Here is a 21,243-nt window from a genome sequence, read left to right on the forward strand (position 1 = left end):
ATTCGGATTAATTTGCGCCCCTCTCCTTCCGGCGGGGGTATTGACCCCGGGTGGACCATGGAACGCATGGCTGACCGTTACATCGACGTGTCCCTGTCCGAGCGCGGAGTCCACTGCACGGCGAAGCTCCTCGACGACCGTGCGCCGATCACCTGCGAGGCCGTCTGGAACGCGTTGCCGCTCGGCGGTGACGTGTACCACGCCAAGTACGCCCGCAACGAGATCTACGCCCTGTTCCCGGCGTTCGCGCCCGCGGAACCGCCCCTGGAGAACCCGACCGTCACGCCCATCCCGGGCGACCTCTGCTACTTCTCGTTCTCCGGCACGCAGCTGGGGTCGCAGGCGTACGGGTACGGGGGCGCGTCCGGCGTCCGCGCGGGCGCCCCCGTCATCGACCTGGCCCTGTTCTACGAACGCAACAACCTGCTGCTCAACGGTGACGTGGGGTGGGTGCCGGGGATCGTGTGGGGCCAGGTGGTGGACGGCCTCGACGCGATGGCTGCGGCATGCAACGACTTGTGGCGGGCGGGCGCGCTGGGCGAATCCTTGACGTTCCGCCGCGCGTAGGCCCGGGAGCTGCCCGGTGGATGAGTCCCTGCGGCCCCGGTGGGGGCTGATCGCGCAGTTCCCCGCGCCCCTAAAAGATTGCGCAGTTCCCCGCGCCCCTGATGGGGCGCAGCCCCTCCTAGGGGCGCGGGGAACTGCGCGGCCAGCCCCCACCGGGCCGCAGGTTGCAACGGACCTGTCCGCCCCTACGGGCGCGGCGGCGCAAGCCCCGCGATGCCCGCCGCGTACAGCGCATGCGCCGTCCGCAGGACCAGCCCGTCCTGATGACGTGCACCGACCACCTGCAACCCCACAGGCAGCCCGCCCGAGTCCACCCCCACCGGCACCGTCGCAGCCGGCTGCTGCGTCATGTTGAACGGGTACGTGAACGGCGTCCACCCCGTCCACCGGCGAAGCCCGGACCCACCCGGCACCTCCACCCCCGCCTCGAACGCGGTGATCGGCAGAGTCGGCGTCACCAGCACGTCGTACGTGTCGTGGAAGCGCCCCATCCGCCGCCCCAGCTCCATCCGGACGTCCACCGCAGCGAGATAGTCCAGCGCGCTGAACCGCTCACCCAGCCCGACGATCTCCCGCAGGCCCGGATCGAGCAGCTCCCGCTGCCGCGGCCCGAGCCGCTGTGTCACGCGCGCCGCCCCGCTGAACCACAGCACGTGGAACGCCTCGACGGGATCCGTGAAGTCGGGGTCGGCCTCCTCGACGTACGCGCCGAGGGCCGCCAGCCCCTCCACCCCGCGCCGTACGGCCGCCGCGACCCCGGGCCGTACCGCGACCTGCCCGCCGAGGGAGGGCGAGTAGGCGACCCGCAGCCCCCGCACGCCCTCGCCCAGACCGTCCGTGTACGGGCCCGCCGGCGGCCCGAGGCCCGACCAGTCCCGGGTGTCGGGGCCGCTGATGACGTCCATCATCAGCGCCGCGTCCGCCGCGTCACGCGCCATGGGCCCCACGTGCGAGAGCGTCCCGAACGCGCTCGCGGGATACAGCGGCACCCTCCCGTACGTCGGCTTCAGCGCGAAGATCCCGCAGAAGGAGCCGGGGATACGGACACTGCCGCCCCCGTCCGTGCCGAGCGACAGCGGACCCGCGCCCAGCGCCACAGCCGCCGCGCTCCCGCCGCTCGACCCGCCGGAGGTGCGGGAGAGGTCGTACGGGTTGCGCGTCACCCCCGACACCGGTGAGTCGGTGACGCCCTTCCAGCCGAACTCGGGGGTGGTCGTCCGGCCCAGGAACACCGCCCCGTGCTCGCGCAGCCGCGCCACCGACGGCGCGTCCTCGTCCCAGGCGCCGGCCGCGGACACGGTCCGCGAACCCCGCAGGGTCGGCCCGCCCCGCATCAGCAGGATGTCCTTCACCGAGACCGGCACGCCGTCCACGAGCCCGGCGGGCTCACCGCGCCGCCATCGCTCGGCGGACTCCGCGGCCTGAGCGAGAGCCGTCTCCTCGTCGAGGCGTACGAACGCGTTCACCGCGGGCTGGATCTCCGCGGCCCTGCGCAGCGCGGCCCGCACCGCGTCCACGGGGCTGAATTCGCCCTTGCGGTACCCCTCGACGAGTCGTACGGCCGTCAGTTCGGTGAGCTCGGTCTCGGTCATCCGGTCATCCGCCCCTCCCACGTGTGCCCCAGACGTGCCCCCGACGGGTGTCAGGGACCGGGTACGTATCCGCGCCGCTTGTCGACCACGTTCGGCAGGGGTTCACCCGCCTCCCACAGCTCGTACAACTCCACGAACTGCATGCCCAGTTCGTCCCGCCAGCCCACCGTGTCGCCGCTCATGTGCGGGGACACGATCAGGCCGGGGACCTCCCACAACGGGCTGTCGGGACCCAGCGGTTCGTGCGCGAAGACATCGAGCGCGGCCCCCGCGATCCACCGGTCCCGAAGGGCCCGCACGAGCGCGTCCTCCACGACGAGCTGCCCACGGCCGACGTTCACGAAGTACGCCGACGGCTGCATCAGCCCCAGGCGGCGCGCGTCGAACATCCCGGACGTCTCCCCGGTGAGCGGCGCCGCCGACACCACCCAGTCGGCCCGCGCCATCAGCCGGTCCAGCTCCTCGGGACCGTGCACGCCGTCGCGCGCGGTACGCCCCACGAGCGCCGTCGTGATACCGAGCGCCCCCAGAGTCCGCTCGACGGCCCGCCCGATCGGCCCGGAACCGACCACGCACGCGCGCGTACCTGCGACTCTCCGCGTTTCGCGGTGCCGCCACTCGCGCGCCCCCTGGAGCTCCAGAGTGCGGGGCAGATCCTTCGCCAGGGCGAGGACGAGCGCGGCCACGTACTCGGCGATCGGCTGGTCGAAGACGCCGCGCGCGTTCGTCACCAGCGTGTCGGAGGCGGCCAGTTCGGGGCACATCACGTGATCCACCCCCGCGCTCGCCGTGTGCACCCAGCGCGGTCGCGGGCCCTCGCCCGGCCAGGCCCCGCGCAGGGCGCGCGAGTGGAAGTCCCAGATCAGGAGCGCGTCGGCGGTGGGCAGCAGCGCGGCGAGCGTCCTGTCGTCCGCGTACTCGACGCGCACCCGCCCGGTCAGCCGGCCGAGCCGGGGAGGCGGATCGGAGCCCAGCACCAGCAGCGTCGGCTTTTCGGCCATGTTCGGGGAGAGGGGCGCGGTCGAGGGAGTGGTCATCGGGGGGAAACCGTTTCGCAACGAGGGTCCGCTTCTCTGAGTCCGAAGCACTGCTCCGAGCACTGCGGCGGGACATCGGCCAAGTCGTCTGAGATGGGCGGATTGACCACGCTCGCACCCGAACCTACCTTCGTCAACACGGGCTTGTCCCCCACGGGTTCCGGGGTGCCGTCCGTCTCTGTCCCGACGTCCCGGCCCAGGCGCCGGCATGTGTCCCCCCGGCCCGCGGCCGGTCTCCACCACTCGCCCGATCCGAGTCTGGGGCTGCTCATGGACGTCTCCTTCCTTGGTGGGCCGCACCCTCAACGGGGTGTCGGCGTCGTCGCTCCCTTCGACTTCGCACTCGACCGCGAACTGTGGCGCTGGGTGCCCGACGAGGTGTCGCTGCACCTCACCCGTACACCGTTCGTGCCCGTCGAGGTCAGCCTCGACCTGGCACGCCTGGTCAGCGAGCACGAGACACTCGGCGACGCGGTGCGCGCGCTGAACGCCGTCCAGCCCGAGATCGTCGCCTACGCCTGCACGTCCGGCAGTTTCGTCGGCGGGATCGCCGGCGAGCGCGCCATGTGCGAGGCCATGACCCGGGCCGGCGAGCTGCCGTCCGTGACCACGTCCGGCGCCCTCCTGGAGGCACTGGAGGAACTGGGCGTACGCCGGATCGCACTCGTCACCCCGTACACCGTCTCCGTCACCCAGTCCCTGGAGGAGTACGTCGCCGAGGCGGGCATCACCGTCACCGGCCGCGCCTACATGGGCTTGACCAGGCACATCTGGAAGGTCCCGTACCGCGATGTCGTCGACATGGCCCGCGGCGCGGTGCGCGGGGCCGCCGACGCGCTCTTCATCAGCTGCACCAACCTTCCGACGTACGACGTCATCCCACAGCTGGAGGCCGAGCTGCGCATCCCGGTGATCTCGGCCAACCAGGTCACGATGTGGGCGGCGCTGCGTCACCTGGGTACCCGGGCCGTGGGGCCGTACCAGGCGCTGATCGACGCGACGGCGCGAGCGCGGCCCGTACCGCCCGCACTACCGGTGGAACAGCCGGAAGAACAGGAAGGTTGGGCATGACGGCTCTCGGATTCCTCTACCCGGGTCACTCGGCCGAGGACGACTACCCGCGCATCGAGCAACTCCTCGGCAGCGACATCCGCCTCCAGGTGGTCCACACCGACATCGGCGAGGACGCCCACCGCGTGGACGCCCTCCGGGAGATGGGCTCGGCCGGCCGGCTCGCCGCCGGGGTCGAGGAGCTGCGGCTGTCCGGAGCCGAGGCGGTGGTCTGGGCCTGCACCAGCGGCAGCTTCGTGTACGGCCGGCAGGGCGCCCAGGACCAGGTCCGCACCCTCGCCCTGGCGGCGGGGCTGCCCGCCTCCTCCACGTCCTTCGCGTTCGCCCACGCGGTGGGGGAGCTGGGGGTGAAGCGGGTCGCGATCGGGGCGACGTATCCGGACGACGTGGCGGGACTCTTCTCCTCGTTCCTGACGGACGCGGGGTTCGAGGTGCTCTCCGTGCGGGGCTCCGGGATCATCACGGCCGCGGAGGTCGGGACGTGGGGGGAGGCCGAGGTGCTGGCTCTTGCCCGTGCGGCCGATCACCCCGAGGCGGAGGTGGTGCTGCTGCCCGACACCGCGCTGCACACGGCCTCCTTCCTCCCCTCGCTGGAGGCGGCGCTCGGCAAGCCGGTCCTGACCGCCAACCAGGTCACGGTCTGGGAGGCCCTGCGCCTCACCGACCGCCGGGCGAACGCGCCGGGGTTGGGCGCGCTGTTCACGAGGGCCCGCCCGGTGCAGGCGTAGGGGCTCTTCCTCGCCCCCGCCGCCCCTACCCTCCCGTCACTGCATGGGGGCTGCGCCCCCTCGCCCCCCTTTGTCCTCAAACGCCGGACGGGCTGAGAGTTGCGGCTGCGCCGACATCTCTCAGCCCGCCCGCGACGTATTCAGCCCGTCCGGCGTTTGAGGACCGGGGGTTCGGGGGCGGAGCCCCTGAGGCAGGTACGGGAACGGGTAGGGGCGGCGGGGGCGAGGGAATAAGCGGAGACAACCTCCTGTTAGGGATTCGCGGACATCGCGAGCAACAACAGGAGGAACCACCGTGGCGGACCACACGCCCACCGAGACCAGCGACATCCGAGCGGAAGCGAAGGGCACCGCCCCCGTCCCCCTCTCCGTCCTGGACCTGGTCACAGTCGGCGCAGGCCACACCGCGACCGAGTCCCTGCGGACAGCGGTGGAGCTGTCCCGCCTGGCGGAAGCCCGCGGCTTCCACCGCTACTGGGTGGCCGAGCACCACTCCATGCCGGGCGTGGCCTCCAGTTCGCCGGCCGTGATCCTCGCCCACCTGGCCGCCCACACGACCCGTATCCGCCTGGGTTCCGGCGGCGTGATGCTGCCGAACCACGCCCCCTTGGTCATCGCGGAGCAGTTCGGCACGCTCGAAGCGATGGCCCCGGGCCGTATCGACCTGGGTCTGGGCCGGGCCCCGGGCACGGACGGTGCCACGGCCGCGGCCCTGCGCCGCTCGGACCGCCTGAACGAGGGCGCCGACGATTTCCCCCAGCAGCTCGCGGAACTGACCCGATTCCTGGACGACGACTTCCCGGACGGTCACCCGTATGCCCGGATCCACGCGGTCCCGGGCCCGGTCCAGGCGACCTCGCCGGGCGGTGTCCAGTCCCCGCACCGGCCGCCCGTGTGGCTGCTCGGCTCCTCCGGCTTCAGTGCCCGCCTCGCCGGCACCCTCGGTCTGCCCTTCGCCTTCGCGCACCACTTCTCGGCGCAGAACACCGTCCCGGCGCTCGACCTCTACCGGGAGTCCTTCCGGCCCTCGGGCGTCCTCGACGAGCCCTACGCCCTCATCGGCGTCTCCGCGCTCGCGACGGACGACGAGAAGGAGGCCCGCCGGCAGGTGGAGGCCGCCGCGCTGAACATGGTCCGTCTGCGCACCGGCCGCCCCGGCCTGGTCCCCACTCCGGAGGAGGCGGCGGCGTACGACTTCAGTCCGATGGAGCGGGAGTTCGTCGACTCGTGGAACGCGAACGTCGTCCACGGCACGGCCGACGAGGTCCGCTCCGGCCTGGACGACCTGCAGAAGCGCACGGGCGCCGACGAGCTGATGCTCACCGCCAACGCCCACAGCGGCGCCGTACGCCTGCGTTCGTACGAGCTCATCGCGGACGCGTACGGACTGCCCGTATAGGACCCGTCCGGTCGGGCACGATCACGACCCCGCGCTCTACGGGACGGCCGCCGCCGACAGGAGCGCGGAGATACGATCCGGCGCCACCGGCCGGGAGTACAGCCAGCCCTGGCCGGTGTCGCAGCCGATGCGCCGCAGCCGGGTCGCCTGGCCCGCCGTCTCCACGCACTCGGCGGTGACGGTGAGGCCGAGCCGGTGCGCCAGCTGGATCATCGCCTCGACGACGACCTCGTCGGCCGGGTTGGGCGGTGTGCCGGTGCCGTCCGCGCCCTCGTACTCCCCGTTCTCGTACTGGAAGCCCCGGACGAACGACCCGTCGAGCTTCAGCACCGAGACGGGCAGCCGGCTGAGGTAGGCGAGGTTCGAGTACCCCGTGCCGAAGTCGTCGATGGCGATGCCCACGCCCATGTCGCTGAGCGCCTGGAGGGCCTGGAGGGGCCGGCCCGCGGAGCCCATCACGGCGGACTCGGTGAGTTCCAGCTGGAGCAGGTGCGGGGCGAGCCCGGTCTCCGCGAGGATGGCCGCCACGTCGGACACCAGGTCGGAGTCCCAGACCTGCCGCACCGCCACGTTGACGCTGACGAAGATCGGCTCCGCGTCCGGGTGGTCCAGCTGCCAGCGGCGGGCCTGGCGGCAGGCGGTGGCCAGCACCCAGCGGCCGAGCTGGACGATCGAACCGTCCTCCTCGGCCAGTCCGATGAACCGATTCGGCGTCAGTGTGCCGAACTGAGGATGGTTCCATCGCACCAGTGCCTCGACGCCGCGCACCACGCCGTCCTCCATGCAGACCAGCGGCTGGTACTCCAGGGTGAACTCCCCGCGTTCGACCGCGGGACGCAGCGTGGAGGAGAGCGCCTGGCGGGTCATGCGGTGGGCGTTGCGCTCCGGGTCGAAGAGCGTCCAGCGGGCCTTGCCGTCGGCCTTCGCCCAGTACAGCGTCGTGTCGGCGGCCTGCATCAGACCGGTCGCGGTGGTACCGGCCGCGTGCCGCTCCACGACACCGATCGAGGCCGAGACCGACAGCCGCTGCCCGGACAGGTCGAAGGGCACCTGCAAGGACTTGAGCACGGAATCGGCCAGGTCCGCGAGCTGTTCCGTACCCGTCGAGTCCTCGACCAGCAGCGCGAACTCGTCGCCGCCGAGCCGGGCGACCAGCGGGGTGGCCGTTCTCGCGTACCCGGCCTCGTTCGCGCAGCGGGTCAGCCGTTCGGCGACGGCCGCCAGCAGCCGGTCGCCGACGCGGTGGCCGAGCGTGTCGTTGACGGCCTTGAATCCGTCCAGGTCCAGGTAGCACAGCCCGATCCGGCCGGTGCCCGACTCCTCGTACGCCTCGGCCTCCAGCGCGGCCGAGAGCCGCTCGAAGAACAGGGTGCGGTTGGGCAGCCGGGTCACCGGATCGTGCATCTGCAGATGCCGCAGCCGCGCCTGGAGCTCCCGGCGGCCGCTGATGTCGGAGACCGAGATCAGCACTGCCCGCTCCTCCTCGGGCAGCGGACTGACCGTCACCTGCGCCCACAGCGAGTGACCGTCGGGATGCTTGAGGCGCCGGGTGCAGCGCAGCCGGGCCTGCCGCCCGCGGAGCACCTCGCGGTACGCGTGCCACGTACGGGCGTCCGAGGCGAGGTCGACCAGGTCGGCGGCGATGCGGCCGACCAGGCCCTCCCCGTCGGAGCCCGTGCCGAGCAGCGCGGCCAGGGTGTCGTTGGCCGTGACGACCCGGCCCTCGCGGTCCACGACGGCCATCGCGAGGGGTGCGGCGGCGAAGGTGGCTCGAAACGTACGGCCGTCGACGCCCGTACCGCCCCCTGACCCGCCCTCCGGGCGCGCAGGGGGTCCGGCCGGGGCGGCGGCCGACAGCCTCGCCGGAAGTCCCGCGGCCAGACCGACCGGGAACTTCGACGAGAGGCCGACCGGAAGCCCGGCCGACAGATCGACGGGGGTGTCGATCAGGGGCTCCACCAGGGGGTCCACCAGGGGCTCGACACGTCGAGCCCGTTCCTCATGGGAAAGGGTCCCGGCACGAAGAGAGCTCGTGGCATGACTCTCTGTGACGGCCGACCGCACGAGGTCTGCCGTGGGCGCCGGTCCATCGGACGTTCCGCTCACCGTTCGCTCCCGCTGTGCACTCGTTCGTCGTACAGGTCTCGTCGGGGGTCGGCCGGTGATGGACGGCCGCTCCAGCCGTGCCCGCGCAGGAAAGTGTGCCGATCATAGAGGCTGGCCGTTAGGCCTTCCAGCTACCGTCCAGTGTCCCGGAAGGGCACCCCTTTCTGACAGATCGTTTCTGCCCGCACCTGGACAGGTTCCTTCACCGGCCGATCACTTGTGACGTTCCGTGAGTGCTCGGGGTGTCGGCGCGTCCTGGCGCCCCCCTGGTGCTCCCCGATGTTCTCGGTCGGGTGTCGGCCCGCTCACTCCTTTGGATCAGATAAACAGGACGTAGAAGAACAAATCGTCACAGGCTGGTTGCGGTATCCCGAATTCCGCATCCGGAGGTCGACGTGCCGCGTCTGCTCCCCCTCAAGGGGCTCACCCGTGGCGGGGTCCGACCCCGTTGGTACGGGCAGGTGTGGACCGGACACGGATGGCGGATGCCCGCGGCCGTGTTCACCTCCATGGCGGCGCTCGCGGCCACCTCCCTCGCGGTCCCCACCGCCGCCGTGCCGCTCTCCATGCCGTGCGCGCTGAAACGGACCGCGGCCCACCACTCCGAGGGCGTGGACACCTGGAACGCCGCCTATCCGCGGCCCGCCCGCCGCCTGGACGCGGTGATGGTCTTCCTCTCCTTCCCCGACGCCACCCCACTGACCAGGCCCGCCGAACTGACGGCCGACCACTTCCCGGCCACCAGCCGCTTCTTCGAACGGGCCTCGTACGGAAAGTTCGAGCTGCGCCCGCACCCGCTGCGCGAATGGATCCGGATGCCGCGGCCGTCGACCGCGTACGCCATACAGCGCGACTGGAACGCGGCGTCGCGCTCCGCGTATCTGCGGGACGCCCTCGCGGCGGCGGACAGCCGGGTCGACTTCTCCCGCTACGACGTCGTCTACTTCGTCGCCGATCCCGACGCCCCCGGAGTCGACTCGGACGCCACGAAGGTCGTGAACATGGACGTCCCGCTGCGCGCCGACGGGACGGACATCCGCCGGGTCGTCACGGTGTTCGAGAAGCACCCGCCGGACCGGCTGGTCCTCGCCCACGAGACCGGCCACGTCTTCGACCTGCCCGACCTCTACCACCGGCCCGTCGACGGCAAGGGCGACTGGGACACGTACGTCGGCGACTGGGACCTCATGGGCAGCCAGTTCGGACTCGCCCCCGACCTCTTCGGCTGGCACAAATGGAAACTCGGGTGGTTGGAACCACGTCAGGTGGCGTGCGTACGGGATGCCGGCGGACGGGGTACGCGACTGACGCTGGAGCCGCTGGCGGCGGGGGCGGCGGGGGTCGCGGCGGGCGGTACCGCGGCGCACGGTACCGCGGCCGGCGCGCCGGGATCCGAGCTGTCGTCCGGGCCCGGATGGGCGGGGCTCGGGACGGCGGGCGGGACGAAGCTGGCGGTGGTGCGGACCGCACGCGACAGCGCCATCGCCTTCGAGGTACGGGGACCGGCCGGCAACGACGAGGAGGCCTGTTCACAGGGAGTGCTCGTCTACCGCGTGCGCGGCGGGGCGGAGTCCGGCCGCGGGCCCATCGAGGTGGTCGACGCGCACCCCGGTTCCGGGACCTGCTGGGACGACTCGGTCTACGCCCCCCTCGCGGACGCGCCGGTCGGCCTCGGAGAGAGCTTTACCGTGCCCGGGGAGGGCGTACGGGTCGAGGTGTCGGACCGGACGGCGTCGGGCGCGTGGACGGTGACGATCTCGACCGGCCGCGACGACCACAGGCCGTAGACGGCCCGAAGGGGCCGGTCGGTGCGGACATGCGAAAAGCCCCCCGCTTCCGCGAGGGGCTTCCCACCGTCTGTGCGCCGCCAGGGACTCGAACCCCGGACCCGCTGATTAAGAGTCAGCTGCTCTAACCAACTGAGCTAGCGGCGCCTGCTGACGTCGTAGACCTTAGCATCCTGATCGGCGGGAGGAAAAATCGATATCGGCGCCGCGGGAAAGGGCTCCGAGAGCCGTCGCCGGGCCGCTGACCGGGCCGCTCGCAGTGCCGCCCACAGCATGATCTCCGGCCCCGGCAGCCAGGGAGCGCGGGTGTCGGGGGCGACCAGCCAGCGGGAACCGAGGTGCGTGGCGGCGGCCGGCTCCGGCGGCGCGAAGGGGGCCGGGGCGGGGACGGTCACCGCGTCACCGGTGCCGTGACACAGGAGCGGCGGGATGGCCCGGCCCCGCGCCGAGGCGCCGCCCGACCCCCACTCCTCCCACTCCAGCAGTGAGGGCAGGCGCTGCGCCGTGCCGGGGGCGGCGAACAGGAGCATCCGGCCCCGGTGGGCGGCCACGGGACCCGAGCCCGGCCCCTCGTCCCAGAGCCCGTCGAGCATGAGGCGGCCGAACAGGGCGGGGGCGTTGACGACGTCGAAGGCGGACCCGCAGGCGAGGACCACCGGGGCGGTGGGCCGGTCCTCCCACAGGACGCGGGTGCTACGCGGATACGTTCCTGCCGAGGCGAGCCAGGCAGCGCCCTCGGGAGTGACCCCGGTGACCCCGCCCCCGCCGTAGTTCCCATCGATGCTCATACCACCCAGGTCTACCCGCCGTGATCACCCGCTCCCACAGAGTTGCGAGAACCCAGGACAGGAGAGGACAGGTTGGAGTATCTTGCCCACCTGGCATATGCCAGGCCACCTCTCAGAGGCGCGGGGAACGGCGCAATATTTTGTCTTTGAGGGGCGCGGGGAACGGCGCAATCTTTTTGTCTTGAGGGGGCGCAGCCCCTGGGGGCGCGGGGAACGGCGCGGTCTTTGGCCTTCAAGGGGCGCGGGGAACTGCGCGATCAGCCCCCACCGGACCCGCACCCGACGACCAACCCCCGCCCGGAAGGGCGATCACACCGGATCCGCATACCCCTCCGCGTCAGCCCCCCGCAACAACTCCCGCCCGAACTCCACCATCTTCATCGCATAGTCCTCGGTCCACTCGGCCCGCGCAGCGACCTCCGCCGGGGTCAGCCGATCGAACCGCCGAGGATCCGCAAGCTGCGCCGCGGCCATCGCCTGGAACTCCACGGCCCGATCGGTCGCCGCACGGAACGCGAGCGCCAGCTCCGTGGAGCGCGCCAGCAACGCCAGCGGATCGTCTATCGACTCCAGGTCGAAGAAGTGCTCCGGATCGGTCGCCGCCTCCGCCGGCTCGAAGAGCAGCGGCGCGGGGCGAAGCCGCGGCTCGTTCCGACGCGGCGTGGGCTCCGCCATGACTTCTCCTCCTCGTACAGCGGTCGGCCCGTCCTTGTGGGCGGGCCACCGTCCATTGTCCCTTGACCGCGCAAGAGGGCCACCGGCCTCCATGCACGCCCCCGAACCCCCGAACACCCCCGCACACGCTTACGCGCTCCCTTACGACTCCCACACCACCCGGTGTTCAGACAGATGCGAGAACACCGCGTGGTTCGCCTCCCACCCGTCCGGGAACTTCACCGTGACGCCCAGCTGCACCGGCTCCGTGGAGGGATGGTCGTCCAGGAGGTCGGTGACACCGGCGCGGCACACGACGATGCAGGCGTGCCGGTGGCGTGAGGCCAGCACGCACAGGCGGCCCGTCTCCAGATGGAAGGCCGTCGCGTCGGGGCGGCCCGACAGGGGGTGCAGGACGACGGTCACGTCGAACTCGCGGCCCTGCAGCCGGTTCGCCGTGTCGACCGTCACCTCCGGGACGCCCAGCTCGGCCAGCGCCGCGCGCACGGCCGCCGCCTGGTCACGGTGGGCCGTGCCGACGGCGATGCGGTCGGCCGTCAGCGGGGCCGCGTCGGGGGACCGCTCCGAGGTCGCCGCGCCGCCCCGGTCCAGCAGCCGGCGTACGACCAGGGCGAGGGCCCGGACCGCCTCCGGGTCCGTACGCGGGGTGTGCCGGGCGGGCAGCTCCAGCAGGCCCCAGCCCGACTCGGCAGCCTCGTCGATGACGCGGTCGGGGGCCGAACCGTCCGACGGCACGGCGAAGGCGAGCCGCCGGTCGCCGTGGCCGGTGCCGCTGCGGAACGGCGTGAAGGGGTAGAAGGCGGCCGAGACCAGCGGCGCCGCGGAGGCGGGGAGCCGCCAGGAGACCGGCAGCCGGTGCTGCGGCAGCTCCGGATTGTGCGCGAGGAGGGTCGTCACGGCCGAGGCGGAGGGGTCGTACGACAGGCCCGCCCACTGCTCCGAGCCGACGATCGCGAACGGGTCCAGCTGGCCCGGGTCGCCCACGAACAGCGCCCGTTCGAACAGCCCCGCCACGGCGAGCAGCGCGTCCGACCGCATCTGGTACGCCTCGTCGACGATCGCGTGCCGCCACGGCTCGACCCCCTTGACGTGCGCCCACTTCGCGGCCGTCGAGATCACCACGTCGAGCCCGGCGAGGTCGCCCGCCTTCGCCGACTTGCGGACGTTCGGCAGCTCGTCGAGCGCCTTGTCGTACGGGTCGGAGTCGCTGCTGTGCAGTCGGCCGACGGGCAGCTCCGGGTTCTTCTCGGCGAGCCGCACCACCAGGTCGTCCACCTGCGCGTTCGTCTGGGCGATGACCATCAACGGGCGCCCGGCCTGGGCCAGTTCGAGCGCGGCCCGGACGACGAGCGTGGACTTGCCCGCGCCGGGCGGTGAGTCGACCACGACCCCGCGGTGCGCCCCGTGCAGGGTGTCGCGCAGGATCGCGTCGGTGGCGCGGGCGGCCTCGGCCCCCGGGTCGAACACGGTGGTCACAGAACGTCCTCCGGGGTCACGGCGTCGGGCGGCGGGGCGGCTTCGGTCTCTCCGGGCGGCCCGCCGTGCGTCCACGGCGTGTCCTCCGGCTCGGGCAGCTTCGCGCCGCCCCGCTGCTCGTGCTCGAAGAGCGTGAAGCAGAGCGGTTCGCCCTTCTCCGGTACGGATCCGGGCTCGGGCTCCTTGCCGCGGCCCATCTTGTCGAGGATCCGCAGCACGACGAGGACGCCGCCGTTGTCGGAGACACCGGCCGAACCGTCCGCCTCGTACCCCACGAATTCCGCCGACTGCGGCTTCCCGCCGAGCGAGCGGTAGACCTTCGCGCGCTCGCCGAGATGCGGCCGGTCGTCCGTCCGTACGGTCACCAGGGGGCGCGGGGCGGCCCGCTTCCCCTCGCTGTACGCCATCACGACATCGATGACCTCACCCGCGAAGGCCTCACCCCCGAGCCGGCGCCCGGCCATGACCAGCGGGTCGTCTAGGGCCTCCTGCGCCTCCAGCCGGGCCTGTTCGCGCTCGCGCGTGGCCAGCTTGTTCGCCGCCGTGACCGCGTCGTCGCGGCGCGGCTGCGGCGGCTCACCGGCGAGGACCCGGTCCCGGTGGCCGGTGAACGACCAGCGGTCGCGGGTCCACCGGTCGGCCGCGCGCGGGCCCTCGGGCAGGGTCCGCAGCAGGTCCAGGCCGTGCCACACCGCGTCCCAGGTGGGCCGGGTGCGGCTGGCCACCAGCTCGTGGATCTGCCGCTCCGCGGCGGTGAGTTCACCGAGCCGGTCGTCCGCCTCGACACCGTCCTCGGCGGCGGCGAACGCCGTACGCGCGCGGTCGTAGCGCTCGATCGCCGGGGCGAGCAGCTTGTTGTCGAAGGCCGGGTCGGTGGCCGGTCCCGCGGGCGGGCAGACGAGCTGGCCCTGGGCGTCCCGCTCCAACTCGGCCCGCAGCGCCGCCTCGGCGCCCGACTCGCCCCGCGGCGGGTCGATCCAGGCGAGCAGCGCGCCGAGGTGCTGGTCCTCCAGGGAGGACTGGCCGGTGGCCCAGTGCCGGGACAGGGCGTCGGTGAGGGCCGTCAGGAGCGACGAGCCCGGCACCCGCGCGCGCTCCCCGTAGTGCGTGAGCCACCGCCCGAGCAGCGGCACGCGTGGCGGCGCGGGGTACGGGGTCTCCGGGTCCTGCTCGGCGGTGCGCCGGAACCGCATGGAACGCCCCAGCAGCCGTACGAGTTCGATGCCGGCCCGGCCCGGAACGATCAACTGCGGTGCGTCCGCGCACAGTTCGACCTCGACCTTGACCCGCTTGCCGGTCTCCGGGTCGGTCTCGTTGCGCTCGGCGGCCTCGACGTCGTCCGCGTAGGCGTCGATGTACGGAAGGACGATGTCCGCGAGCTCGGTGAGGAACGCGAAGCGGAGGTCGCGGTCGCGGGGCTGCGGCACGACGAGGAGGCGTGGTGCGTCGCGGTCCGTGCCGACCAGTGCGCCCAGGGGGGCGCCGGCCTCGCCCGCCGTGGTGAGCGGGACGAGGACCAGGGGGTGGTCGGTGAGGTGGCGGTGGCGGACGGTGGTGAGGGGCTGGGCTCGGCCGGTGCTCACGGCTTCCAGCCTGGCGAGGGTGGTGATCAGGGTCATTTCGACCCCTGGGGTTCATTGTCGGGTGCCGCTGCGTCGTGGCTGGTCGCGCCGTTCCCCGCGCCCCTGGAGGGGCCTGGGACCTGGGGTTCGTTGTCGGGTGCCGCGCCGTCGTGGCCGGCCGCGCCGTTCCCCGCGCCCCTTGCGGGGCCGGGTGCGGCGTCGCCCTTGCCCATGGCGGGGCTTGGTGTGCCCAGTGCTTCCATGCGGAGCTTTGCCGCTCTGCGGAGGGCTTCGACCGTGGGGTCCTCGGGGTCGCCCGTGTGGCCGTGGGCCGCCGAGAGGACGTCGGTGACCGTGGTCAGGGCGCCGAGTTCGGCTCGGAGGGAGCGGCCGAGCGAGGTGACCGCGCCCTCGGCGCGGGAGCGGGCGCGGCAGTGGAAGGCCAGCTCGCAGGCGGCGAGGCACTCGGGGACGTAGGTCGCCGGGACCGACTCCACCGCGGCCGTCAGCTCGGCGGCGGGGAGGTCGGGGGAGAAGCAGGTGCCCTCCGGGAGCGCGTCGGCGATGTCCTCGACACGAGTGAGGCGCTCCAGCTGGCGGCGGGTCACCGAGCACTGCTTGCGGACGTCCACGGCCGACGCGGTGGGCAGGTTCGAGAAGTCCTTCGGGCAGACCAGCAGCACCGTGTGGTGAACCTCGGGCGCGGGGTCGAGCCGGGCCGCGACCTGCTCCAGCGCCAGGACGTACACCGCGGACTGGCGGGCCGCCGCGCCCACCTTGGCGGGGTCCGCCGAACCGTCCAGCATCGGGAAGGACTTGATCTCGACGACCGTCCAGGCGCCGTCGGGGTGCACGACCACCGCGTCCGGCTCCAGGAAGGCGGGGGAGCCCGCCACCTCCAGGGCGAGCAGCGGGTGGTCGAGCAGCGTCCAGCCGCCCGCCGCGGTGGCCTCGCGCAGCGCCAGCGCCGTACGGGCGGTGCGCCCCTCGGGGCCGCTGGCGCCGAGGTCGGGCACCGCGCCGCCGACGGGCGGTTCGGCCTCCGCGTCCAGCTTCTCGTGCACGAGCCGCAGCAGCTCCGCGCCCCCGTCGGCCTTGACCCGCGCCTCGAAGGCGTTGCCCCGCATGAACGCGAACTGCGACTGCCCGAAGGCCGACGGCGAACCGAGCGCGCTCGCCAGCACCGCCTTGTTCACGCCCGCGCCGTCGAGGATCGCGCGCCGGCGGCACCCCGGATTCGCCGCGAGCGCCGCGAGGGCGCGCGCGTCCAGCGGCTGCGGCGGGACGGCCGGGCCGCGCAGCTCAGCGAGCCGGTGCCGGAGTCTCGTCCTCCGAGTCGACGGGACTGGCTGCCGGTTCGGCTCCCGGCTCGGCGGCACCCGGGGTGGCTGGGACCTTGCGTTGTCGGGGAAGTCGCTCACCCGGCGAAGTCTGGCACCCTGCACTGACAATTGAGGAACCTGCGTCGTGCGAGGCGATCGGAGGCGCGGCCGGGGGACCCCCGAGGGCCGGTGCGAAGGGACGGATCCCGAACCGTGCCCGGAAGGTGTCCGCGAGCCGCAGCACCGGCCGGGTGAGCAGGAATCCGATGCCCATGACGGCGAAGCCCGCGACCGCGTCCAGGAAGTAGTGGTTGGCGGTGCCCATCACCACGATCGTCGTGATCAGCGGATACAGGACGCCCGCGATCTTGGTGAGCCGCGTGCCGCCGTACATCCAGAGCATCACACCGCACCACAGGGCCCAGCCGCAGTGCAGGCTCGGCATCGCCGCGTACTGGTTCGTCATGCCGCCGAGTCCGCGGGGCGCGCTCGCCTCGCCGCCCCACCAGCCGTAGTCGCTGTACTGGGCCATCGTGTCGACGAACCCGTGGCTCGCCGACAGCAGCCGCGGCGGGCAGGTCGGCAGCAGGGTGAAACCGATCAGGCCCATGAACGTGGACGTCATCAGCCAGGTCCGGGCGGCCCGGTAGCGCACCGCGCGGGACCGGAAGAGCCAGATGAGGACGGCGGGCGTCACCATGTAGTGCAGTGACGCGTACCAGAAGTCCGCCGGGATGCCGAGCCAGGGCTCACGCGTGAACAGGCGGTTCAGCGGGTGCTCGGCGTTCAGGAAGAAGAACTTCTCCACCCGCAGGATCGCCAGGCCGTGGTCGACGGCATGGGTCACATCCCCGCGCGCGAGGAGCCGTCCCGCCGAGTAGGCCCCGTAGACCAGCAGGATCAGGGGCAGCTCGGTCCACCAGCGGAGGCGGATTCGTGGTGCCGCCTCGCTGACTGGTGCATCGGTCCGCAGCATCCGATTCCTCCCCCTCCTGCTCCCCCGCGCGCAGTGCCGCGGACCAATGTACGGTCTGTGCGCTTCCCCTGTGGGGGCGCCCCCGGTGCTCAAAGACGCGTAGATCGCCCGCCGGGTTGCTTCTCGCGCGCGTGCGCCATGATTGAAGTGATCCATCCCTCGTTCTTCTGCGGTTCACCCGCCCGAGTTTCCCCGAAAGGCCCTTTCATGGCACCGCGCATCCTGCTGGCCCGGCACGGACAGACGCAATGGTCGCTGTCCGGCAAGCACACCGGCAGGACCGACATCCCTCTCCTGGACGAGGGCAGACGCGGTGCGAAACTGCTCGGCGAGCGTCTGCACAGGGCGCCGCTGGACGGGCTCTCCGGAGCGGAGGTCCTCACCAGCCCGCTGGCACGCGCGCGTGAGACCTGCGAGATCGCCGGCTTCGGCGGCCGGGCGACCCCCTGGGACGCGCTCATGGAGTGGGACTACGGCGCGTACGAGGGTCTGACCCCCGACGAGATCAGGGCCGACCGCCCCGACTGGCTGATCTGGCGGGACGGTGTGCCCGGGGGCGAGACCCTCGCGGAGGTCTCCGCGCGCGCGGACGAGGTCGTCGAACGGGTCCGCGCCGGGGAGCGTGACGTGCTGATCTTCGCCCACGGCCACATCCTGCGGTCGATCGGCGCCCGCTGGCTCGGCTTCGACATCGACTTCGCGGCCCGCGTCCGCCTCAACCCCACGTCCCTCTCGGTCCTGGGCTGGGCCTACGGAGAGCCCGCGATCGAGACCTGGAACGACTGCGGCCACCTGATCCCGTAGCCCGGTCATGGCTTGGCCCCGGAACGGCCCGGCCTTGGTACGGCTCGGCCCCGGCACGGTCTAGGCCGGTCGCGGCAGGGCCCCGTGCCGTTCCAGGAAGTCCGACACCCCCGACGCGCGGCGGTGCGGCAGCAGGACCCTGGCCGTGCCCGCCAGCATGGTCTGCACCCGGGACGACTGGACCTCGTCCAGCAGGTCCAGGACGCGCAGCCCGGCCGCGGCGGCCTCGTCCGGGTGCCCGGCGCGGGCCAGGTCGTCGGCGAGTTCGGCCGTGTACAGCGCGAGGTTGCGGGTGAAGTGCGGGTCCTGGAGCCGGGTCGCCCGGCGGGCCTGGTGGGCGGCGCGCTGCCAGTCGCCGAGCGTCGACCAGCACTGCGCCTCCAGGCCGGCCAGTTCGGCGTCTCCGTAGAAGCTCATCCACTCCGGGTCGGCGTCGCAGGGGCCACGCCCGTACAGGGCCTGCGCCCGGGTCAGTGCCTGCTCGCAGCCCCTCCGGTCGGCCAGCCCCGCCCAGCCGCCCGCCTCGCGCAGCGCGAGCAGCGACAGGAGCCGGGCCGAGCCGAGGGGACGCGCCGCGTACTGGGCGGCCTGGGCCGCCCGTACCGCCTCGCGGGGCCGTCCCGCGTCCCGGGCGAGGAAGGACGTGTTGCAGAAGGCGTGCGCCTCCAGGGCCGGGTCCCTGGCCACCCGGGCCGTCGCGAGCGCCTCCGCGTAGTGCGAGCGGGCGTCGTCGAACCGCCCCGAGTCGTGCGCCAGCCAGCCCACCGAGATGGCCAGCTCACCGGCGCCCGTGTGCAGCCGATCGGCGGTCGCCTGCCGTGCGGCGCCGGCGTCCAGCAGGGCGTACGCGGCCCGCAGCGGAGCCGCCGCCCTCCGGTACAGCCCGTCGGCGCCGTGCCGGTCGTCCAGCAGGCGGATCTTGCGGACGGCCTCTTCCAGCGCCCCCGCCTCGGCTTCGCCGGCGCGGCGCACGGAACGCGGCGCGGCCTCGGCCGTACCGCCGAACGCGAGCCCCCAGGGGCCCAGCGAGGCGGCCGCCACCGTGGCGGTACCGCCGCTCATGAATGCGCGACGTTGCACGTCGCTCTCCTCGTGGTTCTGATCGTCGATCTCGTGCGGGTCGTACGGGGCGTGCGGGTCGTACGACGTGTACGGGTCGTGTGTCGTTACATACGGCTCGTACGCCCCGTCCGTCTCATGCGGGGCGGACAGCGGGCTCGTGGTGCGTGCAACGGGCGCCACCTCGGCGGTACGCGCCCCCCGTCCACGTACCGCCGAACGGGGTACGAAGCCCAGGTCGGTCAGTGTCCGGCCGGGGAACATGTGCAGGAAAACCCGTTCGTACGCGTAGTTGGGACAGCGGATCTCGCCAGCCTCGACCCGCCCGATGTAGCGCGCGTCGCAGCTGACCCGTTCGTCGATCTCCCGGGCCGCCCGCCGCACGGCGGCGGCGAACTCGCCCGGCGAGCGCTGTCCGCGCAGGCGCCGGAAGGCGAGATTCGGCCGTGGCGGCCGAGGTGGCCGAGGTGACTGGGACGACGAGGTCGTCGGTGACGACGCCATGGCCGGGCCCTCTCTCGCGAACCGTCGAACCATGCCGGAACCGGCACGAGTTGATCATGTGAGTGATCGAGCCGCTCCTGTGGTTCCGGCGGGCTCGAACGTACCCGCTGTGACGAGCCGACCACACGGGGTTTGGCTACAAAACGGATATCTCATCCCTGATCTGCCATGAACTGCCATCCTTTGCGGCCGAGTTTCGCCGTAGCCGTTGACGCTGTGCAGCGTTGAACCATGTGGTGTGCTCGATGGAGGAGGGGTTCCGTGGTGGAGGCCAGGATGGAGACCAGGCAGAGCGAAGGCCGCGGGGATCCTTGCGACCTCGTCACCGTGCCCGCCCGGCAGGGACTGGAGGCCGTCGACATCCTGCGGCGGGGCGCTCCCGCCGAGGCGGTCGGGCCCGTACTGCACGACGACAACTGCGACACTCTGGGGTTCCTGGTGCCGCCCGGTACGGCGTCCGCGTGGGACGTTCCCGGCAGTACGTGTACGCGGACCGACGGGCGGGGGGTGCGGTTGGCGCCGCCCGAGCCGCCCGTCGAGGGGTCGGACTGGCTGCTGCCGCCGGGGGAGGCGGAGCTGGCGACGGATCCTGCGGTGTTGCGGGCGGCGTTGGGGGAGGCGGCTCGGTTGATCGAGGCCGCGGACAACTGCCGTTGAGGGTGGCAGGGGGTGCGTTGGGCTTGGCGTCTCGTTGTCGGGTGCGGGTGCGGGTGTGTTGTGGCTGGTCGCGCAGTTCCCCGCGCCCCTTACAGGCAAAGGATTGCGCCGTTCCCCGCGCCCCTTGGGGCTGCGCCCCCTGAAGGCGAAAGATTGCGCCGTTCCCCGCGCCCCTCTTGGCTGGTCGATAATGGGGGGATGGGTAAGGGGAAGAATCGGCGTGCGGTGAGTGCGGCCCTTGTCGAGGAGGTCGACGGGGGGCTTGCCGAGTTGTTGCCCGATCGGGAGCGGGCGCGGGCGTGGACCCTGCTCATCGACGGGGCCCCGCAGTCGCATGTCGACCTCGACGATCCGGCGTATCTGAGCTTCGAGTACCAGCGCCGCCTCGGGCACGTCATCGACCTCGTCGCCCCGCCCGGCCGGCCCGTGCACGCCGTGCACCTCGGCGGTGGTGCCCTCACCCTCGCCCGGTACGTGGCAGCCACCCGCCCCCGCTCCACCCAGCAGGTCGTCGAACGCGACGCGGCGCTCGTCCAACTGGTCAGGCGTGAACTGCCGTTGGACCCGAACGCCCGGATCCGGGTGCGGTCCGTCGACGCGCGCGACGGGCTCGCCAAGGTGCCGGACGGCTGGGCGGACCTGGTCATCGCGGATGTGTTCAGCGGGGCGCGCACGCCCGCGCATCTGACGTCCGGAGAGTTCCTCACCGAGGTGCGCAGGGTCGTGAAGGCCGGTGGTCTGTACGCCGCCAACCTCGCCGACGGCCCGCCCCTGGCGCACCTGCGCGGCCAGATCGCCACCGCGGCCGGCGTCTTCCCCGAACTCGCCCTCGTCGCCGACCCCACGGTCCTGCGCGGCAAACGCTTCGGCAACGCGGTCCTGGTCGCCTCCGACCAGCCCCTCCCGGTCGCGGAACTGACCCGCCGAGCGGCCTCCGACCCCCACCCGGCCAGGGTCGAACACGGCAAGCAACTGAGGGACTTCAGCGGCGGAGCGACCCCGGTGACGGACGCGGTGGCGGTCCCCTCCCCGGCTCCTCCACCATCCGCTTTCCAGTAGGGGCCCACCATGGCGCCCCCTCAGGGGCGCGGGGAACTGCGCGACCAGCCCCCACCGGACCCGCAGCCGGAGTC

18 protein-coding genes and 1 tRNA gene are annotated in these 21,243 nt (G+C 72.7%); 8 read left to right on the forward strand and 11 right to left on the reverse strand.

Features of this window, described 5'->3' with window-relative positions; genetic code table 11:
* The first annotated feature begins 66 nt into the window (after positions 1-66).
* Positions 67-567, forward strand: coding sequence for a DUF3830 family protein (locus C6Y14_RS09210; protein WP_199854682.1), 501 nt, complete (start codon positions 67-69; stop codon positions 565-567).
* Between the two features lie 185 nt (positions 568-752).
* Here the strand turns inward: C6Y14_RS09210 and C6Y14_RS09215 are convergent, their stop codons facing one another.
* Together C6Y14_RS09215 and C6Y14_RS09220 are read right to left on the reverse strand one after the other, a co-directional pair.
* The gene (locus C6Y14_RS09215) at positions 753-2,159 is read right to left on the reverse strand and encodes an amidase (protein ID WP_107016049.1); all 1,407 of its coding nucleotides are present in this window, start codon (positions 2,157-2,159) and stop codon (positions 753-755) included.
* Positions 2,160-2,209: 50 nt separating this feature from the next.
* Complete coding sequence (locus tag C6Y14_RS09220; RefSeq protein WP_225890980.1) at positions 2,210-3,196, reverse strand: D-2-hydroxyacid dehydrogenase; 987 nt, start codon at positions 3,194-3,196, stop codon at positions 2,210-2,212.
* 270 nt (positions 3,197-3,466) lie between these two features.
* Here C6Y14_RS09220 and C6Y14_RS09225 point away from each other — a divergent pair, with 270 nt between their 5' ends.
* The 3 genes from C6Y14_RS09225 (at position 3,467) to C6Y14_RS09235 (ending at position 6,394) form a co-directional block, all read left to right on the forward strand.
* Positions 3,467-4,267 carry a maleate cis-trans isomerase family protein gene (locus C6Y14_RS09225; RefSeq protein WP_199854707.1) on the forward strand — a complete coding sequence of 267 codons (801 nt, stop codon included), beginning with the start codon at positions 3,467-3,469 and terminating at the stop codon, positions 4,265-4,267.
* Positions 4,264-4,995 (forward strand): maleate cis-trans isomerase family protein, encoded by a 732-nt coding sequence (locus tag C6Y14_RS09230; RefSeq protein WP_107016051.1) that lies wholly within the window; start codon positions 4,264-4,266, stop codon positions 4,993-4,995. Before C6Y14_RS09225 ends, C6Y14_RS09230 begins: the two co-directional genes overlap by 4 nt.
* 295 nt (positions 4,996-5,290) lie before the next feature.
* Positions 5,291-6,394, forward strand: coding sequence for an LLM class flavin-dependent oxidoreductase (locus C6Y14_RS09235; RefSeq protein ID WP_107016052.1), 1,104 nt, complete (start codon positions 5,291-5,293; stop codon positions 6,392-6,394).
* Positions 6,395-6,430: 36 nt separating this feature from the next.
* Here C6Y14_RS09235 and C6Y14_RS09240 read toward each other — a convergent pair whose 3' ends face one another.
* Positions 6,431-8,275 (reverse strand): putative bifunctional diguanylate cyclase/phosphodiesterase, encoded by a 1,845-nt coding sequence (locus tag C6Y14_RS09240; RefSeq protein WP_404828762.1) that lies wholly within the window; start codon positions 8,273-8,275, stop codon positions 6,431-6,433.
* Between the two features lie 620 nt (positions 8,276-8,895).
* Here C6Y14_RS09240 and C6Y14_RS09245 point away from each other — a divergent pair.
* Entirely contained in the window at positions 8,896-10,287 is a 1,392-nt protein-coding gene (locus C6Y14_RS09245) for a M6 family metalloprotease domain-containing protein (protein WP_199854683.1), read from the forward strand.
* Positions 10,288-10,360: 73 nt separating this feature from the next.
* Here C6Y14_RS09245 and C6Y14_RS09250 read toward each other — a convergent pair.
* From C6Y14_RS09250 to C6Y14_RS09280, 7 genes are all read right to left on the reverse strand, one after another.
* Positions 10,361-10,434, reverse strand: a tRNA-Lys gene (locus C6Y14_RS09250).
* A complete protein-coding gene (locus C6Y14_RS09255; RefSeq protein ID WP_107016055.1) occupies positions 10,425-11,075 on the reverse strand; it encodes a bifunctional DNA primase/polymerase in 651 nt (216 codons plus the stop codon). Before C6Y14_RS09255 ends, C6Y14_RS09250 begins: the two co-directional genes overlap by 10 nt.
* 309 nt (positions 11,076-11,384) lie before the next feature.
* Positions 11,385-11,750, reverse strand: coding sequence for a hypothetical protein (locus C6Y14_RS09260; RefSeq protein WP_107016056.1), 366 nt, complete (start codon positions 11,748-11,750; stop codon positions 11,385-11,387).
* Between the two features lie 141 nt (positions 11,751-11,891).
* Entirely contained in the window at positions 11,892-13,226 is a 1,335-nt protein-coding gene (locus tag C6Y14_RS09265) for an AAA domain-containing protein (protein WP_107016057.1), read from the reverse strand.
* Complete coding sequence (locus C6Y14_RS09270; RefSeq protein ID WP_107016058.1) at positions 13,223-14,845, reverse strand: hypothetical protein; 1,623 nt, start codon at positions 14,843-14,845, stop codon at positions 13,223-13,225. The genes C6Y14_RS09265 and C6Y14_RS09270 overlap by 4 nt, the downstream gene beginning before the upstream one ends.
* Positions 14,842-16,167 (reverse strand): hypothetical protein, encoded by a 1,326-nt coding sequence (locus C6Y14_RS09275; RefSeq protein ID WP_225891006.1) that lies wholly within the window; start codon positions 16,165-16,167, stop codon positions 14,842-14,844. The genes C6Y14_RS09270 and C6Y14_RS09275 overlap by 4 nt, the downstream gene beginning before the upstream one ends.
* A complete protein-coding gene (locus tag C6Y14_RS09280) occupies positions 16,091-17,086 on the reverse strand; it encodes a phosphatase PAP2 family protein (RefSeq protein ID WP_107016059.1) in 996 nt (331 codons plus the stop codon). Before C6Y14_RS09280 ends, C6Y14_RS09275 begins: the two co-directional genes overlap by 77 nt.
* Before the next feature lie 207 nt (positions 17,087-17,293).
* Between C6Y14_RS09280 and C6Y14_RS09285 the strand changes: the two genes are divergently transcribed.
* Complete coding sequence (locus C6Y14_RS09285; protein WP_107016060.1) at positions 17,294-17,890, forward strand: histidine phosphatase family protein; 597 nt, start codon at positions 17,294-17,296, stop codon at positions 17,888-17,890.
* A 60-nt stretch (positions 17,891-17,950) separates the two neighbouring features.
* On the opposite strand, the gene C6Y14_RS09290 is transcribed toward C6Y14_RS09285, so the two are convergent.
* A complete protein-coding gene (locus C6Y14_RS09290; RefSeq protein ID WP_107016061.1) occupies positions 17,951-19,453 on the reverse strand; it encodes a hypothetical protein in 1,503 nt (500 codons plus the stop codon).
* Between the two features lie 276 nt (positions 19,454-19,729).
* Between C6Y14_RS09290 and C6Y14_RS09295 the strand changes: the two genes are divergently transcribed.
* Complete coding sequence (locus tag C6Y14_RS09295; RefSeq protein WP_199854708.1) at positions 19,730-20,110, forward strand: hypothetical protein; 381 nt, start codon at positions 19,730-19,732, stop codon at positions 20,108-20,110.
* 198 nt (positions 20,111-20,308) lie between these two features.
* On the forward strand, positions 20,309-21,169 hold the full coding sequence (locus tag C6Y14_RS09300; RefSeq protein WP_107016063.1) for a spermidine synthase: 861 nt from the start codon (positions 20,309-20,311) through the stop codon (positions 21,167-21,169).
* The last annotated feature ends 74 nt before the right edge of the window (positions 21,170-21,243 follow it).

The organism is Streptomyces dioscori (assembly GCF_003024195.1).
GTDB classification, from domain to species: Bacteria; Actinomycetota; Actinomycetes; order Streptomycetales; family Streptomycetaceae; genus Streptomyces; species Streptomyces dioscori.